Source organism: Acidisphaera sp. L21 (assembly GCF_009765685.1).
Taxonomy (GTDB): Bacteria; Pseudomonadota; Alphaproteobacteria; order Acetobacterales; family Acetobacteraceae; genus LMUY01.
Genome location: NZ_LMUY01000052.1, coordinates 49,195 through 69,905, shown reverse-complemented (window position 1 = coordinate 69,905; position 20,711 = coordinate 49,195). Strand labels below are relative to the sequence as shown.

19 protein-coding genes are annotated in these 20,711 nt (G+C 65.1%); 10 read left to right on the top strand and 9 right to left on the bottom strand.

Features of this window, described 5'->3' with window-relative positions:
* Window positions 1–72: 72 nt before the first annotated feature.
* Window positions 73–1,563: a glycerol kinase GlpK gene (gene glpK, locus GSQ76_RS11450; RefSeq protein WP_158744038.1), complete on the top strand. Its 1,491-nt coding sequence runs from the start codon at window positions 73–75 to the stop codon at window positions 1,561–1,563.
* Between the two features lie 65 nt (window positions 1,564–1,628).
* Here glpK and GSQ76_RS11445 read toward each other — a convergent pair whose 3' ends face one another.
* The 3 genes from GSQ76_RS11445 to GSQ76_RS11435 all read right to left on the bottom strand — a co-directional run bounded on the left by GSQ76_RS11445 (window position 1,629) and on the right by GSQ76_RS11435 (window position 2,973).
* Entirely contained in the window at window positions 1,629–1,883 is a 255-nt protein-coding gene (locus tag GSQ76_RS11445; protein WP_256366977.1) for a HigA family addiction module antitoxin, read from the bottom strand.
* A 122-nt stretch (window positions 1,884–2,005) separates the two neighbouring features.
* Entirely contained in the window at window positions 2,006–2,404 is a 399-nt protein-coding gene (locus tag GSQ76_RS11440; protein ID WP_158744037.1) for a DUF1801 domain-containing protein, read from the bottom strand.
* On the bottom strand, window positions 2,401–2,973 hold the full coding sequence (locus GSQ76_RS11435; protein ID WP_158744036.1) for a GNAT family N-acetyltransferase: 573 nt from the start codon (window positions 2,971–2,973) through the stop codon (window positions 2,401–2,403). Before GSQ76_RS11435 ends, GSQ76_RS11440 begins: the two co-directional genes overlap by 4 nt.
* Before the next feature lie 152 nt (window positions 2,974–3,125).
* On the opposite strand from GSQ76_RS11435, the gene GSQ76_RS11430 reads away from it, so the two are divergent.
* Both GSQ76_RS11430 and GSQ76_RS11425 read left to right on the top strand, forming a co-directional pair.
* Window positions 3,126–4,754 (top strand): ABC-F family ATP-binding cassette domain-containing protein, encoded by a 1,629-nt coding sequence (locus tag GSQ76_RS11430; RefSeq protein ID WP_158744035.1) that lies wholly within the window; start codon window positions 3,126–3,128, stop codon window positions 4,752–4,754.
* Entirely contained in the window at window positions 4,751–5,065 is a 315-nt protein-coding gene (locus tag GSQ76_RS11425) for a hypothetical protein (RefSeq protein ID WP_158744034.1), read from the top strand. The genes GSQ76_RS11430 and GSQ76_RS11425 overlap by 4 nt, the downstream gene beginning before the upstream one ends.
* A 13-nt stretch (window positions 5,066–5,078) precedes the next feature.
* On the opposite strand, the gene GSQ76_RS11420 is transcribed toward GSQ76_RS11425, so the two are convergent.
* Window positions 5,079–7,541, bottom strand: coding sequence for an MASE4 domain-containing protein (locus GSQ76_RS11420; protein WP_158744033.1), 2,463 nt, complete (start codon window positions 7,539–7,541; stop codon window positions 5,079–5,081).
* A gap of 256 nt (window positions 7,542–7,797) precedes the next feature.
* Between GSQ76_RS11420 and GSQ76_RS11415 the strand changes: the two genes are divergently transcribed.
* Window positions 7,798–8,352: a peroxiredoxin gene (locus GSQ76_RS11415; protein ID WP_158744032.1), complete on the top strand. Its 555-nt coding sequence runs from the start codon at window positions 7,798–7,800 to the stop codon at window positions 8,350–8,352.
* A 55-nt stretch (window positions 8,353–8,407) separates the two neighbouring features.
* On the top strand, window positions 8,408–8,944 hold the full coding sequence (locus GSQ76_RS11410; protein ID WP_158744031.1) for a carboxymuconolactone decarboxylase family protein: 537 nt from the start codon (window positions 8,408–8,410) through the stop codon (window positions 8,942–8,944).
* 49 nt (window positions 8,945–8,993) lie between these two features.
* Here GSQ76_RS11410 and GSQ76_RS11405 read toward each other — a convergent pair whose 3' ends face one another.
* Together GSQ76_RS11405 and GSQ76_RS11400 are read right to left on the bottom strand one after the other, a co-directional pair.
* Window positions 8,994–10,187, bottom strand: coding sequence for a CaiB/BaiF CoA-transferase family protein (locus tag GSQ76_RS11405; protein WP_158744030.1), 1,194 nt, complete (start codon window positions 10,185–10,187; stop codon window positions 8,994–8,996).
* A gap of 5 nt (window positions 10,188–10,192) precedes the next feature.
* Complete coding sequence (locus GSQ76_RS11400; RefSeq protein ID WP_158744029.1) at window positions 10,193–10,891, bottom strand: dienelactone hydrolase family protein; 699 nt, start codon at window positions 10,889–10,891, stop codon at window positions 10,193–10,195.
* Between the two features lie 158 nt (window positions 10,892–11,049).
* On the opposite strand from GSQ76_RS11400, the gene GSQ76_RS11395 reads away from it, so the two are divergent.
* From GSQ76_RS11395 to GSQ76_RS11375, 5 genes are all read left to right on the top strand, one after another.
* Window positions 11,050–12,264 (top strand): ABC transporter substrate-binding protein, encoded by a 1,215-nt coding sequence (locus tag GSQ76_RS11395; protein WP_216851002.1) that lies wholly within the window; start codon window positions 11,050–11,052, stop codon window positions 12,262–12,264.
* Window positions 12,265–12,349: 85 nt separating this feature from the next.
* Window positions 12,350–13,219 (top strand): branched-chain amino acid ABC transporter permease, encoded by an 870-nt coding sequence (locus GSQ76_RS11390; protein WP_158744027.1) that lies wholly within the window; start codon window positions 12,350–12,352, stop codon window positions 13,217–13,219.
* Entirely contained in the window at window positions 13,219–14,145 is a 927-nt protein-coding gene (locus tag GSQ76_RS11385; protein WP_158744026.1) for a branched-chain amino acid ABC transporter permease, read from the top strand. The genes GSQ76_RS11390 and GSQ76_RS11385 overlap by 1 nt, the downstream gene beginning before the upstream one ends.
* Window positions 14,142–15,650, top strand: coding sequence for an ATP-binding cassette domain-containing protein (locus GSQ76_RS11380; RefSeq protein WP_158744025.1), 1,509 nt, complete (start codon window positions 14,142–14,144; stop codon window positions 15,648–15,650). Before GSQ76_RS11385 ends, GSQ76_RS11380 begins: the two co-directional genes overlap by 4 nt.
* A gap of 79 nt (window positions 15,651–15,729) precedes the next feature.
* On the top strand, window positions 15,730–15,960 hold the full coding sequence (locus GSQ76_RS11375) for a hypothetical protein (RefSeq protein WP_158744024.1): 231 nt from the start codon (window positions 15,730–15,732) through the stop codon (window positions 15,958–15,960).
* A 39-nt stretch (window positions 15,961–15,999) separates the two neighbouring features.
* Here GSQ76_RS11375 and GSQ76_RS11370 read toward each other — a convergent pair whose 3' ends face one another.
* The 3 genes from GSQ76_RS11370 to GSQ76_RS11360 are packed head-to-tail and all read right to left on the bottom strand — an operon-like array spanning window position 16,000 to window position 20,647.
* Window positions 16,000–16,191, bottom strand: a complete 192-nt coding sequence (locus GSQ76_RS11370; protein ID WP_158744023.1) for a heavy-metal-associated domain-containing protein — start codon at window positions 16,189–16,191, stop codon at window positions 16,000–16,002.
* A gap of 2 nt (window positions 16,192–16,193) precedes the next feature.
* The gene (locus tag GSQ76_RS11365) at window positions 16,194–17,465 is read right to left on the bottom strand and encodes an efflux RND transporter periplasmic adaptor subunit (protein WP_158744022.1); all 1,272 of its coding nucleotides are present in this window, start codon (window positions 17,463–17,465) and stop codon (window positions 16,194–16,196) included.
* The gene (locus GSQ76_RS11360; RefSeq protein WP_158744021.1) at window positions 17,462–20,647 is read right to left on the bottom strand and encodes an efflux RND transporter permease subunit; all 3,186 of its coding nucleotides are present in this window, start codon (window positions 20,645–20,647) and stop codon (window positions 17,462–17,464) included. The genes GSQ76_RS11365 and GSQ76_RS11360 overlap by 4 nt, the downstream gene beginning before the upstream one ends.
* Window positions 20,648–20,711: the final 64 nt, after the last annotated feature.

Below are 20,711 nucleotides of genomic sequence, written 5' to 3'. Positions count from 1 at the left end.
GCTGACGGCGCAGCAGATCGCCCAGGTCGACGCCTATCTGGCCGACCTGCATGCCGAGCGTGAGCCGGTGGCATGACCGCGCCGGTCCTGGTCATCGACCAGGGCACCACCTCCACTCGCTCCATCGTGTTCGGCCCGGATTTGGCCCCCATCGCCCAAGCGCAGCGGGAGTTTCCCCAGCACTACCCGCAGCCCGGCTGGGTGGAGCACGACCCGGAGGATATCTGGTTCACCGCCCTGGCCACGGCACGGGATGCGTTGCGCCAGGCCGGGTTGCAGGCGAGCGATCTGGCCGCCATCGGCATCGCCAACCAGCGCGAAACCACCCTGGTGTGGGATCGCCAGACCGGCGCACCAATCCACAACGCCATCGTCTGGCAGGATCGCCGCACCGCCGATGCCTGCGACGCGTTCGAACGTGCCGGCCATGCCGAACTGGTCGCCGCCCGCACCGGGCTGCGTTTGGACCCGTATTTCGCCGCCACCAAGATCGGCTGGCTGCTGGACCATGTGCCCGGCGCCCGTGCGTTGGCCGAGCAGGGGCGGCTCGCCTTCGGCACCGTCGATACCTTCCTGCTGTGGCGGCTGACGGGTGGGAAGGTGCACGCGACCGACGCAACCAACGCGTCCCGCACCCTGCTATGCAACATCGCGACGGCTGAGTGGGACGACGACATGCTGCACCTGTTCGGCGTGCCCCGGGCGATGCTGCCGGAGATCCGCGACAGCGCCGGACTGTTCGGCATCACCGAGGCAGCGTTGCTGGGCAGCCCCGTCGCCATCCGCGGCATCGCCGGCGACCAGCAGGCGGCTTTGGTGGGCCAGGCGTGCTTCAGCCCCGGGATGGTGAAGGCGACATACGGCACCGGCGCGTTCGTGCTGCTGCATGTCGGGGCGGAGCCGGTGCGCTCGACCCACGGCATGCTCACCACCATCGCCCTGCAACACCGGGGCATACGCAGCTACGCGCTCGAGGGCTCGATCTTTTCTGCCGGCACCGCGGTGCAATGGCTACGGGACGGTGTTGGCCTGGTGGGCGATGCGGCCGAGACCGGTGCGCTCGCCGCCTTGGCCGACCCGGCGCAGCGCATCTACCTGGTGCCCGCCTTCACCGGGCTAGGCGCCCCACACTGGAACAGCCGCGCCCGCGCCAGCATCACCGGCATCACCCGCGGCACCACCCGCAAGGAACTCGCCCGCGCGGTGCTGGAGGCCGTGGGCTACCAAACCCGCGACCTGCTGGGGGCGATGCTGGACGATGCCGGCATGTCCAGCGACATCGTGCTCCGCGTTGACGGCGGCATGACGGCCAGCACCTGGACGATGCAATTCCTGGCCGACATGGTAGGCGTGACGGTGGAGCGCCCCGCCTGCCTGGAAACGACGGCATTAGGCGCCGCCTACCTCGCTGGGCTAGACGCCGGCGTGTATCCGGAACCGGAGGCGTTTGCCCGGCAATGGGCGCGGGAGGCGAGTTTCGTGCCCAACATGCCGGAGGCGGAACGGGCAGATCGATATGCTGGATGGCAGGTGGCGGTAGCGCAGGCGTTGCACCAGCCGTAGCGGAAAGCGAAGTTGGCCACGCGTAATTGGATGATGGAGTTTGGACGGTTTGGCGCTGCCGCTGGCTAGCCAGCCACGCCCATCTTTTGACGAACGACAGCCAGATCATGGGCAGATTGCAGGTTCGTCCATAGCTCCGCACTGGTGCCGAACCGCCGGCCGAACAGAATGGCAGTTTCAGCGGTGATCCTACGAGTACCGTCGATGATCGAAGAAATCTGGTTGCCCTGCACGTGAAGTTCCCTTGCCAGGCCATCTGCGGTTATCCCGAGCGGGATCATAAACTCGTCCAACAATACCTCGCCCGGCGTAAGCGGCAGGAGCGGCGCGGCCAGGCAACCGCACTGTCCAGTTCTGGATCGGGCAACGCGTCGCGAGCAATCACGATATTTTCACCTCCATTTAAAAATGCGCAAACTTCCACCCCGGACAACCCGACCGATCAGCGTCGCGTGCGGGTCGCGTTCAACGTGACCGCCGCCAGGATCAGCCCCCTCAAGGCCGCTTCATCGATCGTATCACCCTCGTGTAAATCGATCGCCCGTCGCGTGTTCCCCTCCAGGCTGGCATTGAACAAGCCCGCCGGATCGTCCAGCGCGGCACCCTTGGCGAAGGTCATCTTGACGACGCTCTTGTAGGTCTCGCCGGTGCAGATGATCCCGCCATGGGGCCAAACCGGCACCCCACGCCACTTCCACTCCTCCACAACGTCCGGATCGGCTTGCCGGATCAACGTGCGAAGCCGGCCCAGCATCTCCCCGCGCCAGTCACCCAACTGGCTGATCCGCTCATCGATCAACTGAGACGGTGATTTGCCGTCCTGCGGTTCGCTCGTGCTCATGAGCCGTCTTCCCCTTCGCTCTGTGTTGGATTGCGCAGCCAGTTCTCCCGCCGCAACCGATACAGCACCTGGCGCCGGAGGGGATCGCCCTCTGGCACCCGAGGATGGTCGAAATCATCCGCCGGGTCGCGGGACATGCCGAGCTTGGCCATCACCCGCTGCGACTTGTCGTTGTCGAACCCGGCGTTGGCCACGATCTCCGGGCACGCCGCCGTCTCGAACCCGAACCGCAGCGCCGCCCGGGCCGCCTCGGGCGCGTAGCCCAGCCCCCAAAATGCCCGCGCGATGCGCCAGCCGATTTCGACCGCCGGGGTGAAATGGGCGGTGTAGCCGATCCGCCCCAAGCCGACGGTGCCGACAAAGCCCCCATCCGCCTCCACCGCCCAAAAGCAGAAGCCGTGTGCCGCCAAATGTGCCATCTGCCGGTCGATCCAGGCATCCGACGCATCGCGCGTGGCCAGCGGAAGCAGGTATTGCATCACCGCCGGGTCGGCCGACATCTCGGCGAACGGCGCCCGGTCCGCATCCTGCCAGGGCCGCAACATCAGCCGGTCCGAAACGATTCGCATCCCACACCCCTGCCTGCTGCCCCCCGCGCGAGCTACCGGCGCCGGCACCCACTGTCCATTGTGCAGGTGAGCATCCCTGCCGCAAATGCTCGCAATCGCACTGCACAACGCGTAAACGGTGCCCGCACCTTATTCGAACGGCACCCTACGCCATGCTGCAGATCGACGACCTTGTCTTCAACGCCTGGGGACGGCGCTTCTTCGACCGCGCCAGTGTCCTCCTGCCGCTCAACGCCAAGGTGGGGCTGGTCGGGCGCAACGGCGTGGGCAAATCCACCCTGTTCAAGCTGATCCTGGGCGAATTGGGCCCGGATGGCGGCGACGTCATCATCCCCAAGGGCGCCCGCGTGGCCGCCGTCGCGCAGGAGCACGCGGCCACCTCCGTCAGCCTGCTGGACACCATCCTGGCCGCCGACGAGGAGCGGGACGGGTTGTATGCGGAGTTGGAGACGGCCGAGCCCGAACGCATCGCCGACATCTATGCCCGGCTGGAGGAGATTGGCGCCGATCGTGCCCCCGCCCGCGCCGGGGAGATCCTCGCCGGCCTCGGCTTCTCCGTGGCCGACCTGGCCCGGCCGATGTCCGAATTCTCCGGCGGCTGGCGCATGCGCGTGGCCCTGGCGGCCGCCCTCTTTGCCGCCCCGGACCTTCTGCTGCTGGATGAGCCGACCAACTACCTCGACCTCGAGGGCGCCATGTGGCTGGAGGCACGGCTGCGGCGCTACCCGAAGGCCGCGCTGATCATCAGCCATGACCGGGAACTGCTGAACAACTCCGTCGACCACATCCTGCACATCAAGGATGGCAAGCTGGACCTCTACACGGGCGGCTACGACGATTTCGAGAAGCGCCGGGCGGAGAAGGCGCGGCTGCAATCCGCCTCCCGCGTGAAGCAGGAGGCTGAGCGCGCCCATCTGCAAAGCTTCGTCGACCGGTTCCGCGCCAAGGCCAGCAAGGCGGCGCAAGCCCAGTCCCGGATGAAGCGCCTGGCCAAGCTCGAGCCGATCTCCGCCATCGTGGAGGAGCGGGTCGCCCCGTTCATCCTGCCATCCCCGCCCCGCCCGCTGGCGCCGCCGCTGATGCGGTTGGAGGGGGCCGATATCGGCTACGGCACCGACGAGCCAGTGCTGCGCGCGCTGAACCTGCGGCTGGACGTGGACGACCGCATCGGTCTGCTGGGCGTGAACGGCGCTGGCAAGTCCACCTTCGCCAAGATGGCGGCGGGCGCACTTGGCCTGCAGAAGGGCCACATGCAGCGCGAACGCCGCATCCAGGTCGGCTGGTTCCACCAGCACCAGATCGAGGCGATGGACCCGAACGAGACCCCGCTGGACATCATGCGCAACGCCAGGCCAGAGGATAGCGAGACGTCCTATCGCTCCCGCCTGGCCTCCTTCGGCATCAGCTTCGAAAAGCAGTCCACCACGGTGGAGAACCTGTCGGGGGGCGAGCGGGCTCGGCTGCTGCTGAACATGGTGGCGATGGCCGCCCCCCATTTGCTGATCCTGGACGAGCCGACGAACCATCTGGACATCGACAGCCGCCGCGCCTTGCTGGACGCGCTGAACGATTACGGCGGCGCCGTCATCCTCATCACCCATGACCGCTCCCTGATGGAGCTGGTAGCGGACCGTTTGTGGTTGGCGGCGGATGGCACGATCGTGCCGTTCGATGGCGATATGGACGACTACGCCCGCTTCGTGCTGGAGCGTGCGAAGGGCGGGGCCGCGCCCAGCCAGACCCGGGCCAACAAACAGAAAAACAAGAAGAAGGCGGCATGACCCAAGACGAACTGACCACCTGGGCGCTGAAGAATGGCTGGACCATGATCGGCGGCCATCCGAGCCTGACCAAACCCTCCAACCCGAAGGAGGCGATCGTTCGCATGGTGCTGAAGGCCACCGTGGTGAACGTGGAGGCGAAGAAGCCGGCCGGGAAGTGGGAGAAGATCAGCGGCGAGGCCTACGCCAAGGTGGTGGCCGACGAGGAATCCGGTATCCCGAGCGGGCTGAGCCTGGAAACGATCCCGGGCTTCCGCATGCTGATGCAGGAGAACAAGGACCGCCAGGTCTTCGCCAGCTTCGGCCGGTAGCCCGGCCCGTTGGTTAGGCTTGCGACGCGGACAGGGTCTGCAACTTTGCCGCCAGATCTTCCCGAAGGTAGGGCTTGCGCAGCAGCGGCACGTCCTGCGGCAGTTCGCGGGCCCCGCCCGTTGCGGTCACGGTGTAGCCGGACGTCAGCAGCACCTTCAGCCCAGGGCGTAGCTTGCGCGCCTCGTTGGCCAATTGGGCGCCGTTCATCCCGCCCGGCATGACCACGTCGGAGAACAGGATGTCGACCCGCGCCGTGTCCCGCAGCAGATCCAGTGCGATCCGGGCGTCCGATGCGGTCTGCACGCCGTAGCCCAGCGCCTCCAGGCTCTCGGCCGCCATCTCGCGGACGGTTTCGTCGTCCTCCACCACCAGCACGACCTCGCCGCCCGTCGCCCGGCGCAGCGGCACCACGTTGTCGTTGGGCGCGGTGCGGGATACCTCGGTCGAGCGTGGCAGATACATAGCCACCGTGCAGCCCAGCCCGGGCGAGGTGTCGATCTGGCACTGGCCCCCGGCCTGCTGGACGAAGCCATACACCTGGCTCAGCCCCAGGCCCGTGCCCTTGCCGATCTCTTTGGTGGTAAAAAACGGCTCGAACGCGCGGGCGGCGGTGTTGGCGTCCATCCCGGTGCCGTCATCCGTGATCGATATACGGAGGTAGGGGCCGGGGGAGAGGCCACGCGCCGATTCGCGGTCATCCGAGGTGATGGTGACATTGCGGGTGGCAATGGTGAGCGTGCCGCCGCCCGGCATCGCGTCCCGTGCATTCCCGGCCAAATTCAGCAGCGCCGCCTGAAGCTGGTTTGGGTCGATCCGCGCCGGGTCGAGCTGCGGGTCCAGGTCGAGCTGGATCTGGATCGTCTCCCCCACGCCGCGCTGCATCAGCGGCAGGAATTCGCCCACCAGGCGGTTGGGGTTCAGCGTCTCGGTCTGCAACACCTGCCGACGAGAAAAGGAGAGCAGTTTTTCCGTCAGCTCCGTGCCCCGGCGCCCGGCGATGAAGGCGCTGCGGGCCAGCCGCTCCACCCGCGCCGCGTCGTCTGGCCGCCGAACGATCAGGTCCAGGCTGCCCAGAATGACCGTCAGCAAATTATTGAAGTCGTGCGCAATGCCGCCGCTCAGTTGCCCGATCGCCTCCATCCGCTCGACCAATCGCAGTCGCTCCTCCGTTTCGCGACGCTTGGTGGTGTCCATCAGACACCCCGCGAACGAGACGGGCCGGCCCTCCGCGTCGTATGATGTGCGGCCCCACAGCGCGACCCAGCGGATCGCGTCATCTGCCCGGCGGATGCGGCATTCCAGCTCCAGCCGGCCATCGCGAAATGCCGCCTCGATCGCGTCGCCGGCGGCGTTGCGGTCGGCTGGATGCACGTGCGACATGAAGTGCGCGATGCCCCAAATCGGCTGCAAGTCCGCGTAGCCGAAGATGCGATCGTGCCGCAGCGTGCGCCGTGATGTGTCGGAGGCAATGTCCAGCTCCCAATCGCCCATCTCGCTCGCGTCCAGGGCAATCTCCAGGTTCTCCCGCGCCGATTGCGCTTCGGCCCGGGCTTGTTCGCGCTCCAGCGCGGTCTCCTCGGCCTGGTGGTGTAGGAAGTCGATTTCCCGCAAATACACGCCCAGCATCACCAGGGCGGCGACCAGCGCCTCCATCCGGCCGGCGAACCAGCCGACCGTGGCGCGCATCGCGGCCGCGTCGGTGATGACGTTGTCGAGCACCAGCAGGAACAGCGACACGGCGAGCCACAGCTGCAACATACTGCGCAGCCGCGTGGTCCAGCACAGCACCACCAGCGCCGCTACGTTCAAGAACAGCAGAGCCGGGCCAACGCCGGAGGTGGTGAGCGCGCGGTAGCCGCCATCGGCCTCCACGCAATTCGGCAGGTATTCGACGTATTCGGTCACCAACACTGCGATGGCGGCACTGCAGATCGTCACGATTGCCACCGTTGCCCAGAGCGAGCGACTGACCCATTTGGGCGCGGTGTATCGAACGCGGCCATCCCCCTCCATGATCGCATACGGTAGGGCGAACAGCGGCGGCCCCAGGTGCCAGAAGGTCCACAGCCAGGTCAGCGTCGCCGGCCCCCGGCCCACCAGCAGCCCGTTGGTCAGCAAGTTTGGGGTGCAAACCAACTGCACTGCCACCATCAAGGTGGTGAACAGTCCACCGGCCCCCAGCACCAGCAGCGGTACGGAGCGAATACGTCGGTATTGCGCCAGAAACAGCCATGCGGTCAGCCCGTAGATAAGCACCAGCGCGCTTTGGTTCAGCGACATAAATCCAGGGACGGGCGGGATGGGGTTGCCGACGACCGGCAGCATGGCAAGCGACGGCACCAGAAACAGCACGCACATGACCAACGCGATGCGCCGCGACCTGCAACCGGCTTCCTTCGTCGCGAATGTCTCCAGCAATGGGCGTGCTGCGCCGGGCAACGGCACCTGCATCGGCGAGGCGGACGACTGGCCCATGACGCGCTCCCACAACATGCCGTCGAAACCCTATCGTGCTGATCAAGCCAGCAAAGGCCGACACCGTAAACAAGCGGCGCGACTGCGTCGACGGTACGGTCCCTTTGCCATCATACCATGCGCTTCATAGTCTACGGTTAAGGCACCGATCGGAAATTCCTATCGGAGTTTTTTGGTCAATTGGGCTGGCATATTGTGCAGTGCAGCGCTTATGATGCAGCGCACAATGCACCCTGTCCGATTCCAGGAGATGAGTATGCTGACAGTTGGCGATACCTTCCCGTCCTTTAACCTGAAGGCAGTCAAGGGTGGGCCCGAGGGCCTGAACCTGAAGACCTGCTTTACCGACATCACGGACCAGACCGACGAAGGCAAGTGGAAGATCGTCTTCTTCTGGCCGAAGGACTTCACCTTCATTTGCCCGACCGAGATCGTTGCATTCGGCAAGATGGCCGGTGATTTCGCTGACCGCGACACCGTCGTCTACGGCGTGTCCATCGACAACGAGTTCACCCACGTAAACTGGCGCCTGCACCACGAGGACCTCAACAAGCTCGAGATCCCGATGCTGTCCGACCTGAAGCGTGAGCTGTCGATCGCTTGCGGCATTCTGGACAAGGCCGATGGCGTTGCGATGCGCGCGACCTTCGTCGTCGATCCGCAGGGCATCATCCGCTTCGTGTCCGTGAACCACGATAGCGTGGGCCGTAACCCAGCCGAAGTGCTGCGCGTGGTCGACGCACTGCAGAGCGACGAGCTGTGCCCGTGCAACTGGAACAAGGGTGACGACTTCCTGCAAGTCGCCGCCTGAGCCGAGCCGGGGCGGTCCCTCACGGACCGCCCCAACCGCCTGAGGAACAAGTGCAATGTCCGTCGAATCCCTGAAGGCCCGCATTCCCGACTACGCCAAGGATCTGAAGCTGAACCTCGGCTCGCTGGCGACGGAGCCGAGCCTGTCGCAGCAGCAGCGCGCCGGAACCTTCGTGGCCGCCGCGCTCGCCTCCCGCAATGCCGAGGTGTCCGCCGCCATCGTTGGTGAGTTCGGCGCCCAGTTGACGCCAGAGGCCCTGGCCGCCGCCAAGGCCGCCGCCGCGATCATGGGCATGAACAACGTCTATTACCGCTTCACCCATCAGGTCGGCGGCGACTACGCCAACATGCCCGCCCGTCTGCGCATGAACATCATGGCCCGGCCCGGCGTGGAGAAGGCCGATTTCGAGCTGTGGTCGCTCGCAGTCTCAGCCGTGAACGGCTGCGCCATGTGCATGGAAAGCCACGAGAAAGTGGTTCGCCAGGCCGGGATGACGCAGGAGCAGGTGCAAGCCGCCGTACGCATCGCCGCCGTGGTCCACGCCGTCGCCGCCGTGCTGGATGGCGAAGACGCACTGGCCGTCGCAGCCTAACGCCGATCGGAGTTGCCGGGCTGGTGAGGCAGCCCACCACACCGGCAACTTACCTCTTTCGCTTCGTGTAGAGCACGCCCTCGTCGATCAAGCCGGCGATTTCCGGCTCGGAATAACCGAGTTCACCCAGCACAGCCGGGCCATGCTCCCCGAATTTGGGCGGGATCGACCGTGTGCCGCCGGGTGTCCGGCTCAGCTTGATCGGGGTGCCTAGCGCTCGATACCCATCCAGCTCCGTCACCATCTGCCGTGCGGCGGTATGCGGGGCCGCCAAAGCCTCATCTACATGCAGCACTGGCCCGGCGGGCAGGCCCAGTTTGGCCAGTCTGTCGCTCAGCGCGTGCCCGTCCTCGGTGGCGAACGCCTCAATCAGCACCGCAGTCAGCGGCTCCCGATTGGCACCGCGCAGGGCGTTGCTGGCGAAACGCGGGTCGTCTGCCAGGTCCGGCTTGCCGATCGCGGCGGCCAGCTTGCGGAACTGCCCGTCATTGCCGATCGCCAGGAAGATCTGGCAGGTCGCCGTTGGATACGCGTCGTATGGCGTGACGTTGCTGTGCGGGTTCCCGGTCGCCTTCGGTCGCTTGCCGTTCATCAGGAAGTTCGCTGCCGCCGGATGCAGCAAGGCCATGCCGCAATCATGCAGCGTCATGTCGACGAACTGCCCCTGTCCAGAGCGAGTACGCTCCTGCAGCGCCATCAAGATGCCGATGGTGGAATACAGCCCGGTGGTCATGTCCACCACGGCGGTCCCCATGCGCAGCGGCGTTTCCGGCCCGTTGATGCTCATCAACCCGACCATGGCCTGCACGATGGCGTCGTAGCCGGGCAGCCCGCCCAATGGCCCCTCCGCCCCGAAGCCCGACACGCGGCAGTGGATCAGCTTGGGAAACAGCGGCTCCAGCGAGCCGTAGCCGATGCCCCATTTTTCCATGCTGCCGGGCTTGAAGTTCTCGATCAGCACGTCGGCATCCCGCAGCAGGCGCATCAGCACCTCCCGCCCGGCTGGCTTGCTAATGTCCAACGCGAGGCCGCGCTTGTTGCGATTCACGCCCAGGAAGTAGCTGGCGTTGTGCTCCTCGTCGAACGGCGGGCCCCAGTCCCGGGTCTCGTCGCCCTGGGGTGGTTCCACCTTGATCACGTCGGCGCCGTGGTCCGACAGGATCATCGTGCAGTACGGACCACCCAGCACCCGGGTCAGGTCCACCACCTTCACCCCAGCCAGCGCCCCCTTGCTCAGCGGCATCGCTGCTAGCCCAGGGCCACCGCCAGGGCTTCGGCGCTGCGGCCGTTGGCGATGGTGGCGGCCAGGCCGTTCCAATGCTTGCCAGCGACCCGGGCGAACCCGTGGTCGGCGCCGTCATAGTTGAAGGCCTGGATGTGCGACAAACCCTTCGCCGCGGCGATCACTTTCGCGCGGCCCGCGGCGGGGAAGAACCCGTCTTCGCCAGCGATATGCATCACCAGCGGGCTGCGCAGATGCTCGAACTCGGCGACCTGGTCATCGATCCCGACGCCGTAATACGACACGTTCACGTCCGCATCGGACGACACCGCCATCATCACCGCCAACCGGCCGCCCAGGCAGTAGCCCATCGTCCCGACATGGCCGTTGCAGCCCGGCATGGCGCGGGCTACCGCAACCGTCGCCTTCAAATCGTCGATGCCCTTCGCCTGGTCGAACTGGCCCATATACTCCAGCGCCTGCTTGAACTCGGCATCGGTCTTATCTGTCAGCACGATGCCGGGCTGGATACGCCAAAACAGGTCGGGGCAGATGGCGATGAACCCCAGATCGGCGACCTCGGCAGCGATCGCCTGCATCGCGTCGTTCACACCGAAGATCTCCTGAATCAGCACCACGGCGCCGGCCGGCTTGGTCGTCGGTTCGACCACCAGGGCAGAGAAACTGCCCGAGCCGTCCGTCGCCTGCACCGTAATCGTCGCCATCTTTGGTCTCCTTCAGAATGGGGCTGAGCATAACCTGTGCCCGGCGAGACGCCAGACATCGATTGCCGATTTACTCCCACGCCACGCTTGCACTAGCGTTGCGGCAATGCCGGGCCAAACCGGCGGCTTACCAGGGGATATGTGTCCAAATGTCCGTAATGAGACTGCTACCGGCCCTTGCCGTGCTCGCCTTGCCCGTAGCCGCCGCCGCGGCCGACCCGATCAAGATCGGCATTATCGCGGAAAACTCCGCTATTTCCGGCATCGCCATCCCCAATGGCGCGCAAATCGCCGCCGATGAGATCAATGCCAAGGGCGGGATCGACGGCCGCAAGATCGAGTTGGTGGCCTATGACGACCACAACTCCGCCGCCGACGCGGTGCGCGCCATCCAGCGCTTGGCCACCCAGGACAAAGTGAACGCGGTCATCGCCAGCTACACCAGCGAAGTGGCCCTGGCATTGGAGCCGTGGGCCGGCCGGCTGAAGATGCCGACGATCACGCCGGGTGCGGCCAGCGACGACATCAGCAAGCGCATCCATGCCGATTACGACCACCTGAAGTATTTCTTCCACGGCTACCTGGCCTCCAGCTTCCTGGCGAGTGCCACCTGTGACGCAGCGAAGGACCTGTTGGTCGACAGCAAATACCACATGAAATCCGCCGTCATCATGAGCGAGGACGCGGCCTGGACCACGCCGCTGGATGCCGGGTTCATCGAATGCCTGCCGAAAGTCGGGTTGAAGGTGCTGGACCACATCCGTATGTCGCCCGATACGACGGACTTCACCCCGATCTATAACGGGATCGAAGGCAAGAAGCCGGACGTCATCATCACCGGCATCAGCCATGTGGGCGTGCAGCCGACGGTACAGTGGGCCAACCAGCAGGTCCCCATTCCGCAATTCGGAATTTCATCACAGGCGACGTCCTCCACCTTCTGGAAGGACACGAACGGCGCGACCGAGGGTATCGTGCTGCAACTCGTGGCCGTGGACAGCGTGCCCAGCACGCCGAAGACGGTGCCGTTCGCCCAGGCCTACATCAAAAAATACGGCATCACCCCGGCCTATTCCGGCTATGGCGCCTATGACGAGGTGTATTACATCGCCGACGCCATCCATCGCGCCGGCAGCACGGACCCGGACAAGATGGTCGATGCGCTGGAGAAGACGGACTGGCAGGGCACGGTCGGCCAGATCCGGTTCTTCGGCAAGGACAACCCGTCCACCCACGCCATGGAATACGGCAAGGACGCCGTGAGCGGCCTGTTCGTGCAGTGGCAGGACGGCAAGCAGGTCCCGATCTGGCCCGCCTCCGTCGCCGGCAGCAACACCCTGAAGTTCCCCGGCTTCGTCAAGCTGACGAACTGAGCCTGGCCATTAGCGCCCTCTCCCACACCCGGGGGAGGGCAAAGGGGTTGCCGATGCCAATCATGGTCATGCGGAGGACCGGAGCATGCTAGCGCTTCAGGTCCTCATCGACGGTTTTGCGATCAGTGCGCTATACGGTTTGGGCGCGGTCGGGTTCACGCTGATGTTCGGCGTGTCCGGTGTGCTAAACCTGGCGCATGGCGGCACCATGCTGGTGGCGGCCGTCGTGGCCTGGCTGGCCGCCGATACGGTGGGCGCGCTGGGTGGTGCTGCGGCCGGCTTGGCGGCTGGCATGGCCACCGCGTTCGCCACCTATTTCCTGGTGGTGCGGCCGATCCAACGCTCCCGCTCCATCCCGCGGGAGGAGACCGAGATTTTCGTGCTCACCGGCACACTGCTGTGGGGCATCATGATCCAGGAGGCGGTCGCCTATTTCACCACCACCAGCCCGCATACCGTGCGCCCGCTGATCGCCGGCGTGACGGAGATCGCCGGCGTGCGCACCCCCACGAACGAGATCCTGACCGCGGTGCTGTGCTGGGCCACGATCGGCGCGCTATGGCTGCTGGTGAATAAGACCAAGGCTGGGAAGGCGCTGCTGGCAGCCTCGATCAATCCCCGTGGGCTGACGTTGCTGGGCTACGAATTGTCCAACATCCACCTGCTGGTCTGGGCGATCTACGGCGTGCTGGCTGGCGTAGCCGGTGTGCTGCTGGGCGCCTTCCTGGGCGTGTCGTCCGACAATGCCGGCACGCTGACGGCATCGGCCTTCTCGATCGTGGTGCTTGGCGGGCTGGGCAGCGTGTCCGGCTCGCTCGTGGCCGCCTATTGCGTCGGGTATCTGGAAACGATCACCTCGTATCTCATCTCCCCGGCATACCGGAACATCCCATCGCTGATCCTGCTGGTCGCCGTGGTCTATTTACGGCCGCAGGGCCTGTTGGGGAGGCGCTGATGCGCGGCATATTGGGCTCCCGTCTGTTCTGGGGCGTGCTGGGCCTTCTGCTCATCGCCATCCTGCTGCCGCTGGGTGTGTCCGGCTATATCCTTGGCGTGCTGATCCCGGCCTATTATTTCGCAGTCTTCGCGATGTCGTGGGACCTGCTGTTCGGCTTTGCGGGGGAGGTGAACTTCGGACCGACCTTTCTCGTCGGGCTGGGCGCCTATGGTGCGGGCATCCTGGATGCGGAAACCGGGTGGCCAATTGCCGTGTGCGTGGTGTTCGGCACTGCGATGGCGATCATCGGCGGCGTGCTGCTGGCGCTGCCGGCGCTGCGGTTGTCCGGCCCCTATTTCGGGCTGATCACGCTGGTGGCCGTGTTGCTGTTGCAGCAGATGGTGACGGTGTTCGCCCACTGGACCGGCGGCGAAATCGGGCTGACCGTCCCGGACGTGCTGTCGATCGACGACAACACAAATTATTATTTTGCGCTCGGGTTCATGGCCATCAGCGGGCTTATTCTATTCGGCCTGTCCCGCTCGTCTGCGGGGCTCATCCTGCAGGCCTGTGGGCAGGACCCGGTGGAGGCGCAGGCGCTGGGCTTCAACGTAGCCAAGCACAAGCTGGCGGCGTTCTGCGTGTCGGCGTTCTTCAGCGGGCTCGCCGGGGCATTGCTGGTCTTCTACTACGGCACCGCGTCACCGGGCACGGTGATCGACCTTGCCGTGGGTGTGCAGGTGATCATCGCCGCCGTGCTGGGCGGTCGCCGCACCATCCTGGGCGCCATACTGGGCGCCGTGTTCCTGGTCTGCGCCGGCGAGGTGCTGCGGCCACTCGGCCAGCTCAGCACCTTCGTCGTGTCGGCCTTCGCGCTGGTGGTGATCCTGTTCGTCCCCGCCGGGTTCCTCGGCACGCTGCTGCATCGTCGGAGTGAAGCATGAACGTGGATGTCCGTCCGCGTCCGGACCGCTCAACAGTATCCACCGGGCTGCTGCAGGTCTCGGGCCTGACCAAGCGCTTCGGCGGCCTGGTGGCGGTGAAGGACATGAGTTTCTCGATCAAACCCGGTGAGATCCTGGGGCTGATCGGGCCGAACGGGTCCGGCAAATCCACCGTGATGAAGCTGATCATGGGCATCGAACGGCCGAACGCCGGCCGCGTCGTCATCGACGGGGTGGACGTCGCCGGCTGGCCGTCCCACCGCATCGCGCGACAGGGCGTGGGGCTGGTGTTCCAGCACTCCCGCCCGCTGCACCGGCAAACAGTTGGTGAGAACATCAAGCTCGCCCTGCTGCCGGACGCCCTGCTGAAGCTGTTTGCCGACCCGGCGGTCGAGGGCAAGGCCCGCGCCATCGCCGAACGCGTCGGGTTGGGTGCCGTGTTCGATCGCCGCCCGGCAACGCTCCCCTTCGCCGACCTTCGCCGGTTAGAATTGGCCAAGGCCATCGCGCGCAACCCGAAAGTAGTGCTGGTAGATGAGCCCTTTGCCGGATTGACCGCCGGGGAGGTCGCCGCCTTCTCCAAATTGATCGCCGGTTTCCGCGAGGAAGGCCGTGCCGTGCTGCTGGTCGACCACAACGTCAAAAGCGTCGCCGCCTTGGTGGACCGCGTGCTGGCCATGTACCTGGGTGAATTCGTCGCCGAAGGCAGTGCCGAGCACGTGATGGCAAACCCGACCGTGCGCCAGGTCTATCTCGGCGCCGGCAGCATCGAGACCTCGGCCCGTCCGGAGCTGGATCAGAAACCCGGCCCGCCTCTGCTGGAGGTGAAGGATGTCGGCGTCCTGTATGGCAAGGCACAGGCGCTGCAGAGCGTGTCCATCCATGTGCGGGAGGGGGAGTTCGTCTCCGTCGTCGGGCTGAACGGCGCGGGGAAAACCACGCTGTTCAATGCGATTTCCGGCTTGGTGCCCTATAGCGGCAGCATCGTCTGGGGCGGCGATACACTCGCCGGGCGCACCGCCGGCAGCATCGCGCGCGGTGGCATCGTGCAGTGCCCGGAAAGCCGTGAGCTATTCGGCACGATGAGCGTGCGGGAGAATTTGGACCTCGGCGGCGCCCGCCTCTCCAACGGCGATCGGACGGCCAAGCTCGACTGGCTGTTCGAGCTATTCCCGATCCTGAAATCCCGCGCGACCCAGGCCGCCGGCAAGATGAGCGGTGGCGAGCAGCAAATGCTGGCCATTGCCCGCGCCCTGATGATGCAGCCAAAATTGCTGATCCTGGACGAACCTACGCTCGGCCTGGCGCCCGTCATCCTGGAACAACTCAGCCACGCGCTGGAGCGTTTGCGCAACACCACGCCGATCACCGTGCTGCTGGGGGAGCAGAACGTGACGTTCGCCCTGCCGCACGCCGACCGCGTCTACGTGCTGGAACACGCCCGCATCATCTGGGAGGGCGATCCGGCGCGCTTCGCTAGCGAGGCAGGCAAAGCCTATTTGTAGCAACTGCCCCGGCAAACTCCACCATATCGATTGCGTTCGTAACCGTAACCCCAGCGAATGGGGCCAATGGAGTGGGTTTATGAACAACAAGTATATCGGTATCGCCCTGGTCGCATGCGTCGGCCTCGGCGGCTGCGCAAGCACGGGGCCGGGAACCGCCAATGCCAACGGGCCAAACCAGGCGCCAAGCGGCGTCACTTCGTCGAATGGCGGCGGTCAGCGCCAGCTTGGCAGCATCCCAAGCGTCGGGATTGGCAACGGTATGACGACGACCGGCCCGGTCCCGAACAGCAAGGGCGCATCCTACTAGCAGCGTCCCCGGCGCTCCCTTCCGCCAGGTTGGGGGCGCCTAGCGGACCGAATACCCCTCTTCCTCGATCGCCGCGCGGACCGCGCTCGGGTTAGGTTCACCCTGGATCTGCACCTTCGCCGTGGCGAGGTCGACCGCGACCCCCAACACACCAGGCACGGCTGATACAGCGTCCGACACTGCGAGCACGCAATGGGTGCAGGTCATCCCGACAACGTCGATTTCCAGCATATTTAGCTCCGCGGCGCCGGCTTGGCGCTATTTGGCGTCTGCTGTTCGGCAGGGGGTTGCACTTTCACCCGGCCACCGTCTGCAACCGTCAGCGGTGGGCTGAGAACGACCGAATCGCCACCCGCCAGGCCCTTGTTCACTTCTACGCTGGTCCCGAAATCGCGGTAGATGGCGATATCGTGCATATGGACCACGCCCCCGTCGCCGACAACCATACTGCGCAGCCCATCGCCGTTGAATAGCACCGCTTCGGACGGAATGACCACGCCGGGTGATGTCCGCGGGATCGCGATTTCGACCGTCACATACAGTCCAGGGCGCAGCGTGCCATCGGCATTGGGAACGTCGACCTCGGCCTGCATGGTGCGGGACGATTGCGCCAGCGCAACCGCGCTGCGGGCCACCTTGCCAGTGAACACCCGGTTTGGGAGTTCCGGCACGTAGATCTTCGCATCCAATCCATCATGGATGCCGATCGCCCCGCTTTGCGGCACGTTGATCTGCACGCGAACCACGTTGTCATGCGCAATGGTCAGCAGCGTGTTGCCGGCGCCGTTGCTATCCGCACTCACCAGATCGCCAGCGTCGACGTTGCGGCTAGTCACCACACCGTCGAACGGGGCGGTGACGTTCTCGTAATCCTTCAGCTGCTGCAGCCGCTGCATGGTGGCGTATTGCGCCGCCAGATTTGCCTGCGCCACCTTCACCGCCGCCTGCGCCGCCTCCTGGCTTGCCTGCGAACCGGCCAGTCCCAGCCGGGTATTATCGGCGTTCTGGCGGGTCTCCCAGCCCAGATTGGCCAAGGTGGAGGTGCGGCCGTTCGTCACATTCGCCAGACGGGTGCTGGACTTCGCCTGGTCGACCTGCGCGTTGGACTGCGCCAGCGCCGCCTGCGTCTGAACCAGTTGGGCATTTGCCTGCGCCAATTGCTGGTCCAGATCGGGCGCGGAAATTCGGAACAAGAGATCGCCCTTCTTCACCCGGCTGCCGATGTCGACCCTACGCTCCGCGATGTAACCGGTGGCGCGGGCGTAGATCGTCGCCTGGTCGAACGCGCTGACGGTGCCGGGTAGGGTGAACGTCACCGGCCCATCTTCCAGCTTGGCCTTGGCAACCTGGACCGTCGGCACGAAATCATCGGTATTCTGCTGTGTTTGCGACGCCAGCGCAGCACGATCGTACTGCCCCCATGCGCCCCAGCCCAGCAGCGCGACCACGACTACCCCGGCGACCAGTAACGGCCGCCGGGGAATACGACGCGGCTCGTCGGTCATATGTAATCCTCCAACGGCTTGATCTCCTTGCTACGCAGCACGGAGTAGAGAAACGGCACGAACAGCAGGGTCGAGCAGGTGCCAACCGCGACCCCGCCCAGCACCGCACGCGCCAGGGCCGCGTTCTGTTCGCTGCCTTCGCCCAGGCCCAGCGCCATCGGGATCAGCCCCACGAACATCGCCCCCGCCGTCATCAGCACCGGGCGCAACCGGGTCGTCCCAGCCTCGATCGCCGCCTCCGCCGCGCTGCAGCCGGTTTGCTCCCGATGCTCCTTGGCGAACGTCACCAGCAGGATGGAGTTCGCCGACGCAACCCCCACGCTCATGATCGCCCCCATCAGCGACGGGATGGACAGCGTGGTCTGGGTGATGAACAGGCTGGCGCAAATGCCGCAGAACGCCATTGGCAATGCCAGCAACACGACCAGCGGATCGCCCCAAGTTTGATAGTTCAGCGCCATCAATAGGTAGACCGCGATCATCGCCACACCCAGGCCGAGCGCGATATCGGTGAACGCGTCGTCCTTCGACAGGATCTGGCCGCGCACTTCGATCTTGTTGCCCGGCCCCAGCCGCTTCTGCAGATCCTGCACGATGGGCTTGATATCCGACTCGATGCTGCCCAGCGGCCTATCCTGCACATTGGCCATCACGTCGAACGCCGGGGCCGTATTTTCATGGTTCGCCACCGTCTGCTGCGATTGGCGCGTCAACGTTGCCAGGTTGGACAGCAGATTTGGCGCGCTCGCCCCATTATTGGACACCAGCAGCGGCGTGTTTTCGACGTCCGACAGGGAGTCGGTGCGGTATTCCGGCGTCTGCACGGCGAACTGGTAGGGAATGCCGGTCTTCGGATCGGTCCAGAAATTCGGCGTCACCTGGTAGGATGACGCCAGCGAGGTGTTCAGGTTCTGCGCCACCTGTTCCTCCGTAAGGCCCAATTGCAGGGCGCGAATGCGATCGACGTCCACGAAGAACGCCGGTGCATCGACGATCTGCTGCAAATGCACGTCCACAGCGCCCTTCAGACCGCGCACCCGGCGTACGAGTTCCTGTGCGACTTGCAGGTTCTTGACGCTGTCCCGGCCGGTCACCTGGATGTCGATCGGCGCCGGCAGGCCGAAATTCAGCACCTGGGTGATGATATCGGCGGGCTGGAAGTAGAAGATCGCGTTCGGAAATTTGTCGCGGAGTGCCACGCGCAGTCTCCGCATGATCCCGGCCGGCGATGGATGGTCCGGCTTCAGCGAAATCAGGATCTGCCCATCATTCAGCGCCACGGTCGAGCCGTCGGTGAAGGCCAGGTTATAGTTGTTCGCCGGCAGTCCGATGTTGTCCAGGACCAGGTCGGTCGACGGCACTTCCTGGCGAATGGTGTCTTCCACCTGTTGGAATAGCCGCTCCGTTTCCTCGATCCGCAAGCCGGAGCGACCGCGCACATGCAGCGTCAACTGGCCAGCCTGGATTTGCGGGAAGTAATCCTCCCCCACGAATAGGAACAGCGTGCCGCCCACGACAAGCGTGGCCCCGGCGACGGTAAGCGTCATCCACCGGCGATGCACTGCCACCTGCAACAGGGCACTATAGCCCTCGCGAAAATGCTCGAACCCGCGCTCGAACCCGGCGTGGATGCGGCGGAACAGACCGGGCTTGCGATCCTGCCGCTCGTCCGTCTGCTCCTTCTCCGCCTTGCGGCTGTCGTATTCCTTGCGCACCAGCACGTCGATCATGATCGGGACCAGCGTGCGCGATAGCCCGTAGGAGGCGAGCATCGCGAACACCACCGCCAGCGCCTGCGGCGTAAACAGAAATTTTGCTGCCCCGTTCAGGAACAGCACCGACACGAACGCGCAGCAGATCGACAGGGTGGAGATCAACGCCGGCTTGGCGATGCCGCTGGCGCCCTCCACCACGGCCTCCTTGAACTCCGATCCTTCTTCCATCAGTCGGTAGGTATTCTCGATCGCCACCGTCGCGTCGTCGACCAGGATGCCGACCGCCAGCGCCAGCCCGCCCAGCGTCATGATGTTCAGCGTGTTGCCCAGAACCGCCAATACCGCCAGCGAGGTCAGGATCGACAACGGGATCGACACCATCACGATCAGCGTCGACCGCCACGAACCCAGGAACAGCAGGATCATCATGCCCGTCAGCCCGGCAGCGATCCCGCCTTCACGCAATACGTCGTTGATGGCGCCCGATACGAACACCGACTGGTCGAATAGCGGCGTGATCTTCATATCCTTTGGCGCCGCCGCACGAATGCCGGGCAGCAGCCCCTTCACCGCATTCACCACCGACAGGGTGGACGCATTGCCGTTTTTCAGGATCGTCAGCAGCACGCTGCGCCGCCCGTTCTCGCGCACGATATTCTGCTGTACCTGGTTGCCGTCCCGGACGTAGGCAACGTCCTGCACCAGCACCGGCGCGCCATTCACCACCTTGATCGGGATGCGGTTCAACGCCGCGATCGAGTCTGGGATGGCGTTCAACTGCATCGGGTATTGCGTGGCGCCGATCTTGGCCATGCCGCTCGGCTCGGTCAGGTTCTGGCTGCTGATCGCGTTCACAACGTCGGTCGGCGCCAGACCCAATCCCTGCAGGGCGTGCAGATCCAGATCCACCATGACCTGCCGCTGCTTGCCGCCGAACGGCGAGGGGATCGTCGTGCCCGGCGTCGACGTGATCGCCTGACGCACCCGGTATTGGCCGTAATCATATAGCGCCTGCTCGCTCTCCTTGTCCGAGGACAGCGCCAGTTGGATCACCGGCACGGCGGACGCGCTGTAGCGCACGACGATCGGCGGCTGGATCCCGGTCGGCATCACCGCACGGATCGAGTTGGTGGCGGACACGATCTGGGTGATCGCCAGATCGATCGACACATCGGATTGGAAGTAGATCTTTTCGATCGTGACGCCCTGCAGCGTCTGGCTCTCGATATTCTTGATACCATTCACGTTGTTGGACAGGGAGAATTCGGAGTAGGTGGTAACCCGTTGCTCCATCTCCTTCGTGTCCAGCCCGGTATAGGTCCAGATGACGGAGACGACGGGGATATCGACGTTGGGCAGGACGTCCTTCGGCATGGTCACGATCGCGCCGACACCGCAAAGCAGGATCAGCAGCGAGAGCACGTAGATCGTGACGCGGAATTTCAGCGCAAACTTCACAAGCCCCATGGCCGTATCCCGCAGTGCAGCACCGCAGACGTGGGGCCGCTGGGGAAGTTGCCCAGACCGCGTT

Bases quoted from the DNA above. Each gene is read 5' to 3' on its own strand.
- GSQ76_RS11440 (WP_158744037.1), bottom strand. From the start codon at position 2,404: ATGAGCACGAGCGAACCGCAGGACGGCAAATCACCGTCTCAGTTGATC.
- GSQ76_RS11415 (WP_158744032.1), top strand. From the start codon at position 7,798: ATGCTGACAGTTGGCGATACCTTCCCGTCCTTTAACCTGAAGGCAGTC.
- GSQ76_RS11390 (WP_158744027.1), top strand. From the start codon at position 12,350: ATGCTAGCGCTTCAGGTCCTCATCGACGGTTTTGCGATCAGTGCGCTA.
- GSQ76_RS11430 (WP_158744035.1), top strand. From the start codon at position 3,126: ATGCTGCAGATCGACGACCTTGTCTTCAACGCCTGGGGACGGCGCTTC.
- GSQ76_RS11395 (WP_216851002.1), top strand. From the start codon at position 11,050: ATGAGACTGCTACCGGCCCTTGCCGTGCTCGCCTTGCCCGTAGCCGCC.
- GSQ76_RS11410 (WP_158744031.1), top strand. From the start codon at position 8,408: ATGTCCGTCGAATCCCTGAAGGCCCGCATTCCCGACTACGCCAAGGAT.
- GSQ76_RS11400 (WP_158744029.1), bottom strand. From the start codon at position 10,891: ATGGCGACGATTACGGTGCAGGCGACGGACGGCTCGGGCAGTTTCTCT.
- GSQ76_RS11385 (WP_158744026.1), top strand. From the start codon at position 13,219: ATGCGCGGCATATTGGGCTCCCGTCTGTTCTGGGGCGTGCTGGGCCTT.
- GSQ76_RS11370 (WP_158744023.1), bottom strand. From the start codon at position 16,191: ATGCTGGAAATCGACGTTGTCGGGATGACCTGCACCCATTGCGTGCTC.
- GSQ76_RS11425 (WP_158744034.1), top strand. From the start codon at position 4,751: ATGACCCAAGACGAACTGACCACCTGGGCGCTGAAGAATGGCTGGACC.
- glpK (WP_158744038.1), top strand. From the start codon at position 73: ATGACCGCGCCGGTCCTGGTCATCGACCAGGGCACCACCTCCACTCGC.
- GSQ76_RS11435 (WP_158744036.1), bottom strand. From the start codon at position 2,973: ATGCGAATCGTTTCGGACCGGCTGATGTTGCGGCCCTGGCAGGATGCG.
- GSQ76_RS11360 (WP_158744021.1), bottom strand. From the start codon at position 20,647: ATGGGGCTTGTGAAGTTTGCGCTGAAATTCCGCGTCACGATCTACGTG.
- GSQ76_RS11420 (WP_158744033.1), bottom strand. From the start codon at position 7,541: ATGGGCCAGTCGTCCGCCTCGCCGATGCAGGTGCCGTTGCCCGGCGCA.
- GSQ76_RS11405 (WP_158744030.1), bottom strand. From the start codon at position 10,187: ATGCCGCTGAGCAAGGGGGCGCTGGCTGGGGTGAAGGTGGTGGACCTG.
- GSQ76_RS11375 (WP_158744024.1), top strand. From the start codon at position 15,730: ATGAACAACAAGTATATCGGTATCGCCCTGGTCGCATGCGTCGGCCTC.
- GSQ76_RS11365 (WP_158744022.1), bottom strand. From the start codon at position 17,465: ATGACCGACGAGCCGCGTCGTATTCCCCGGCGGCCGTTACTGGTCGCC.
- GSQ76_RS11380 (WP_158744025.1), top strand. From the start codon at position 14,142: ATGAACGTGGATGTCCGTCCGCGTCCGGACCGCTCAACAGTATCCACC.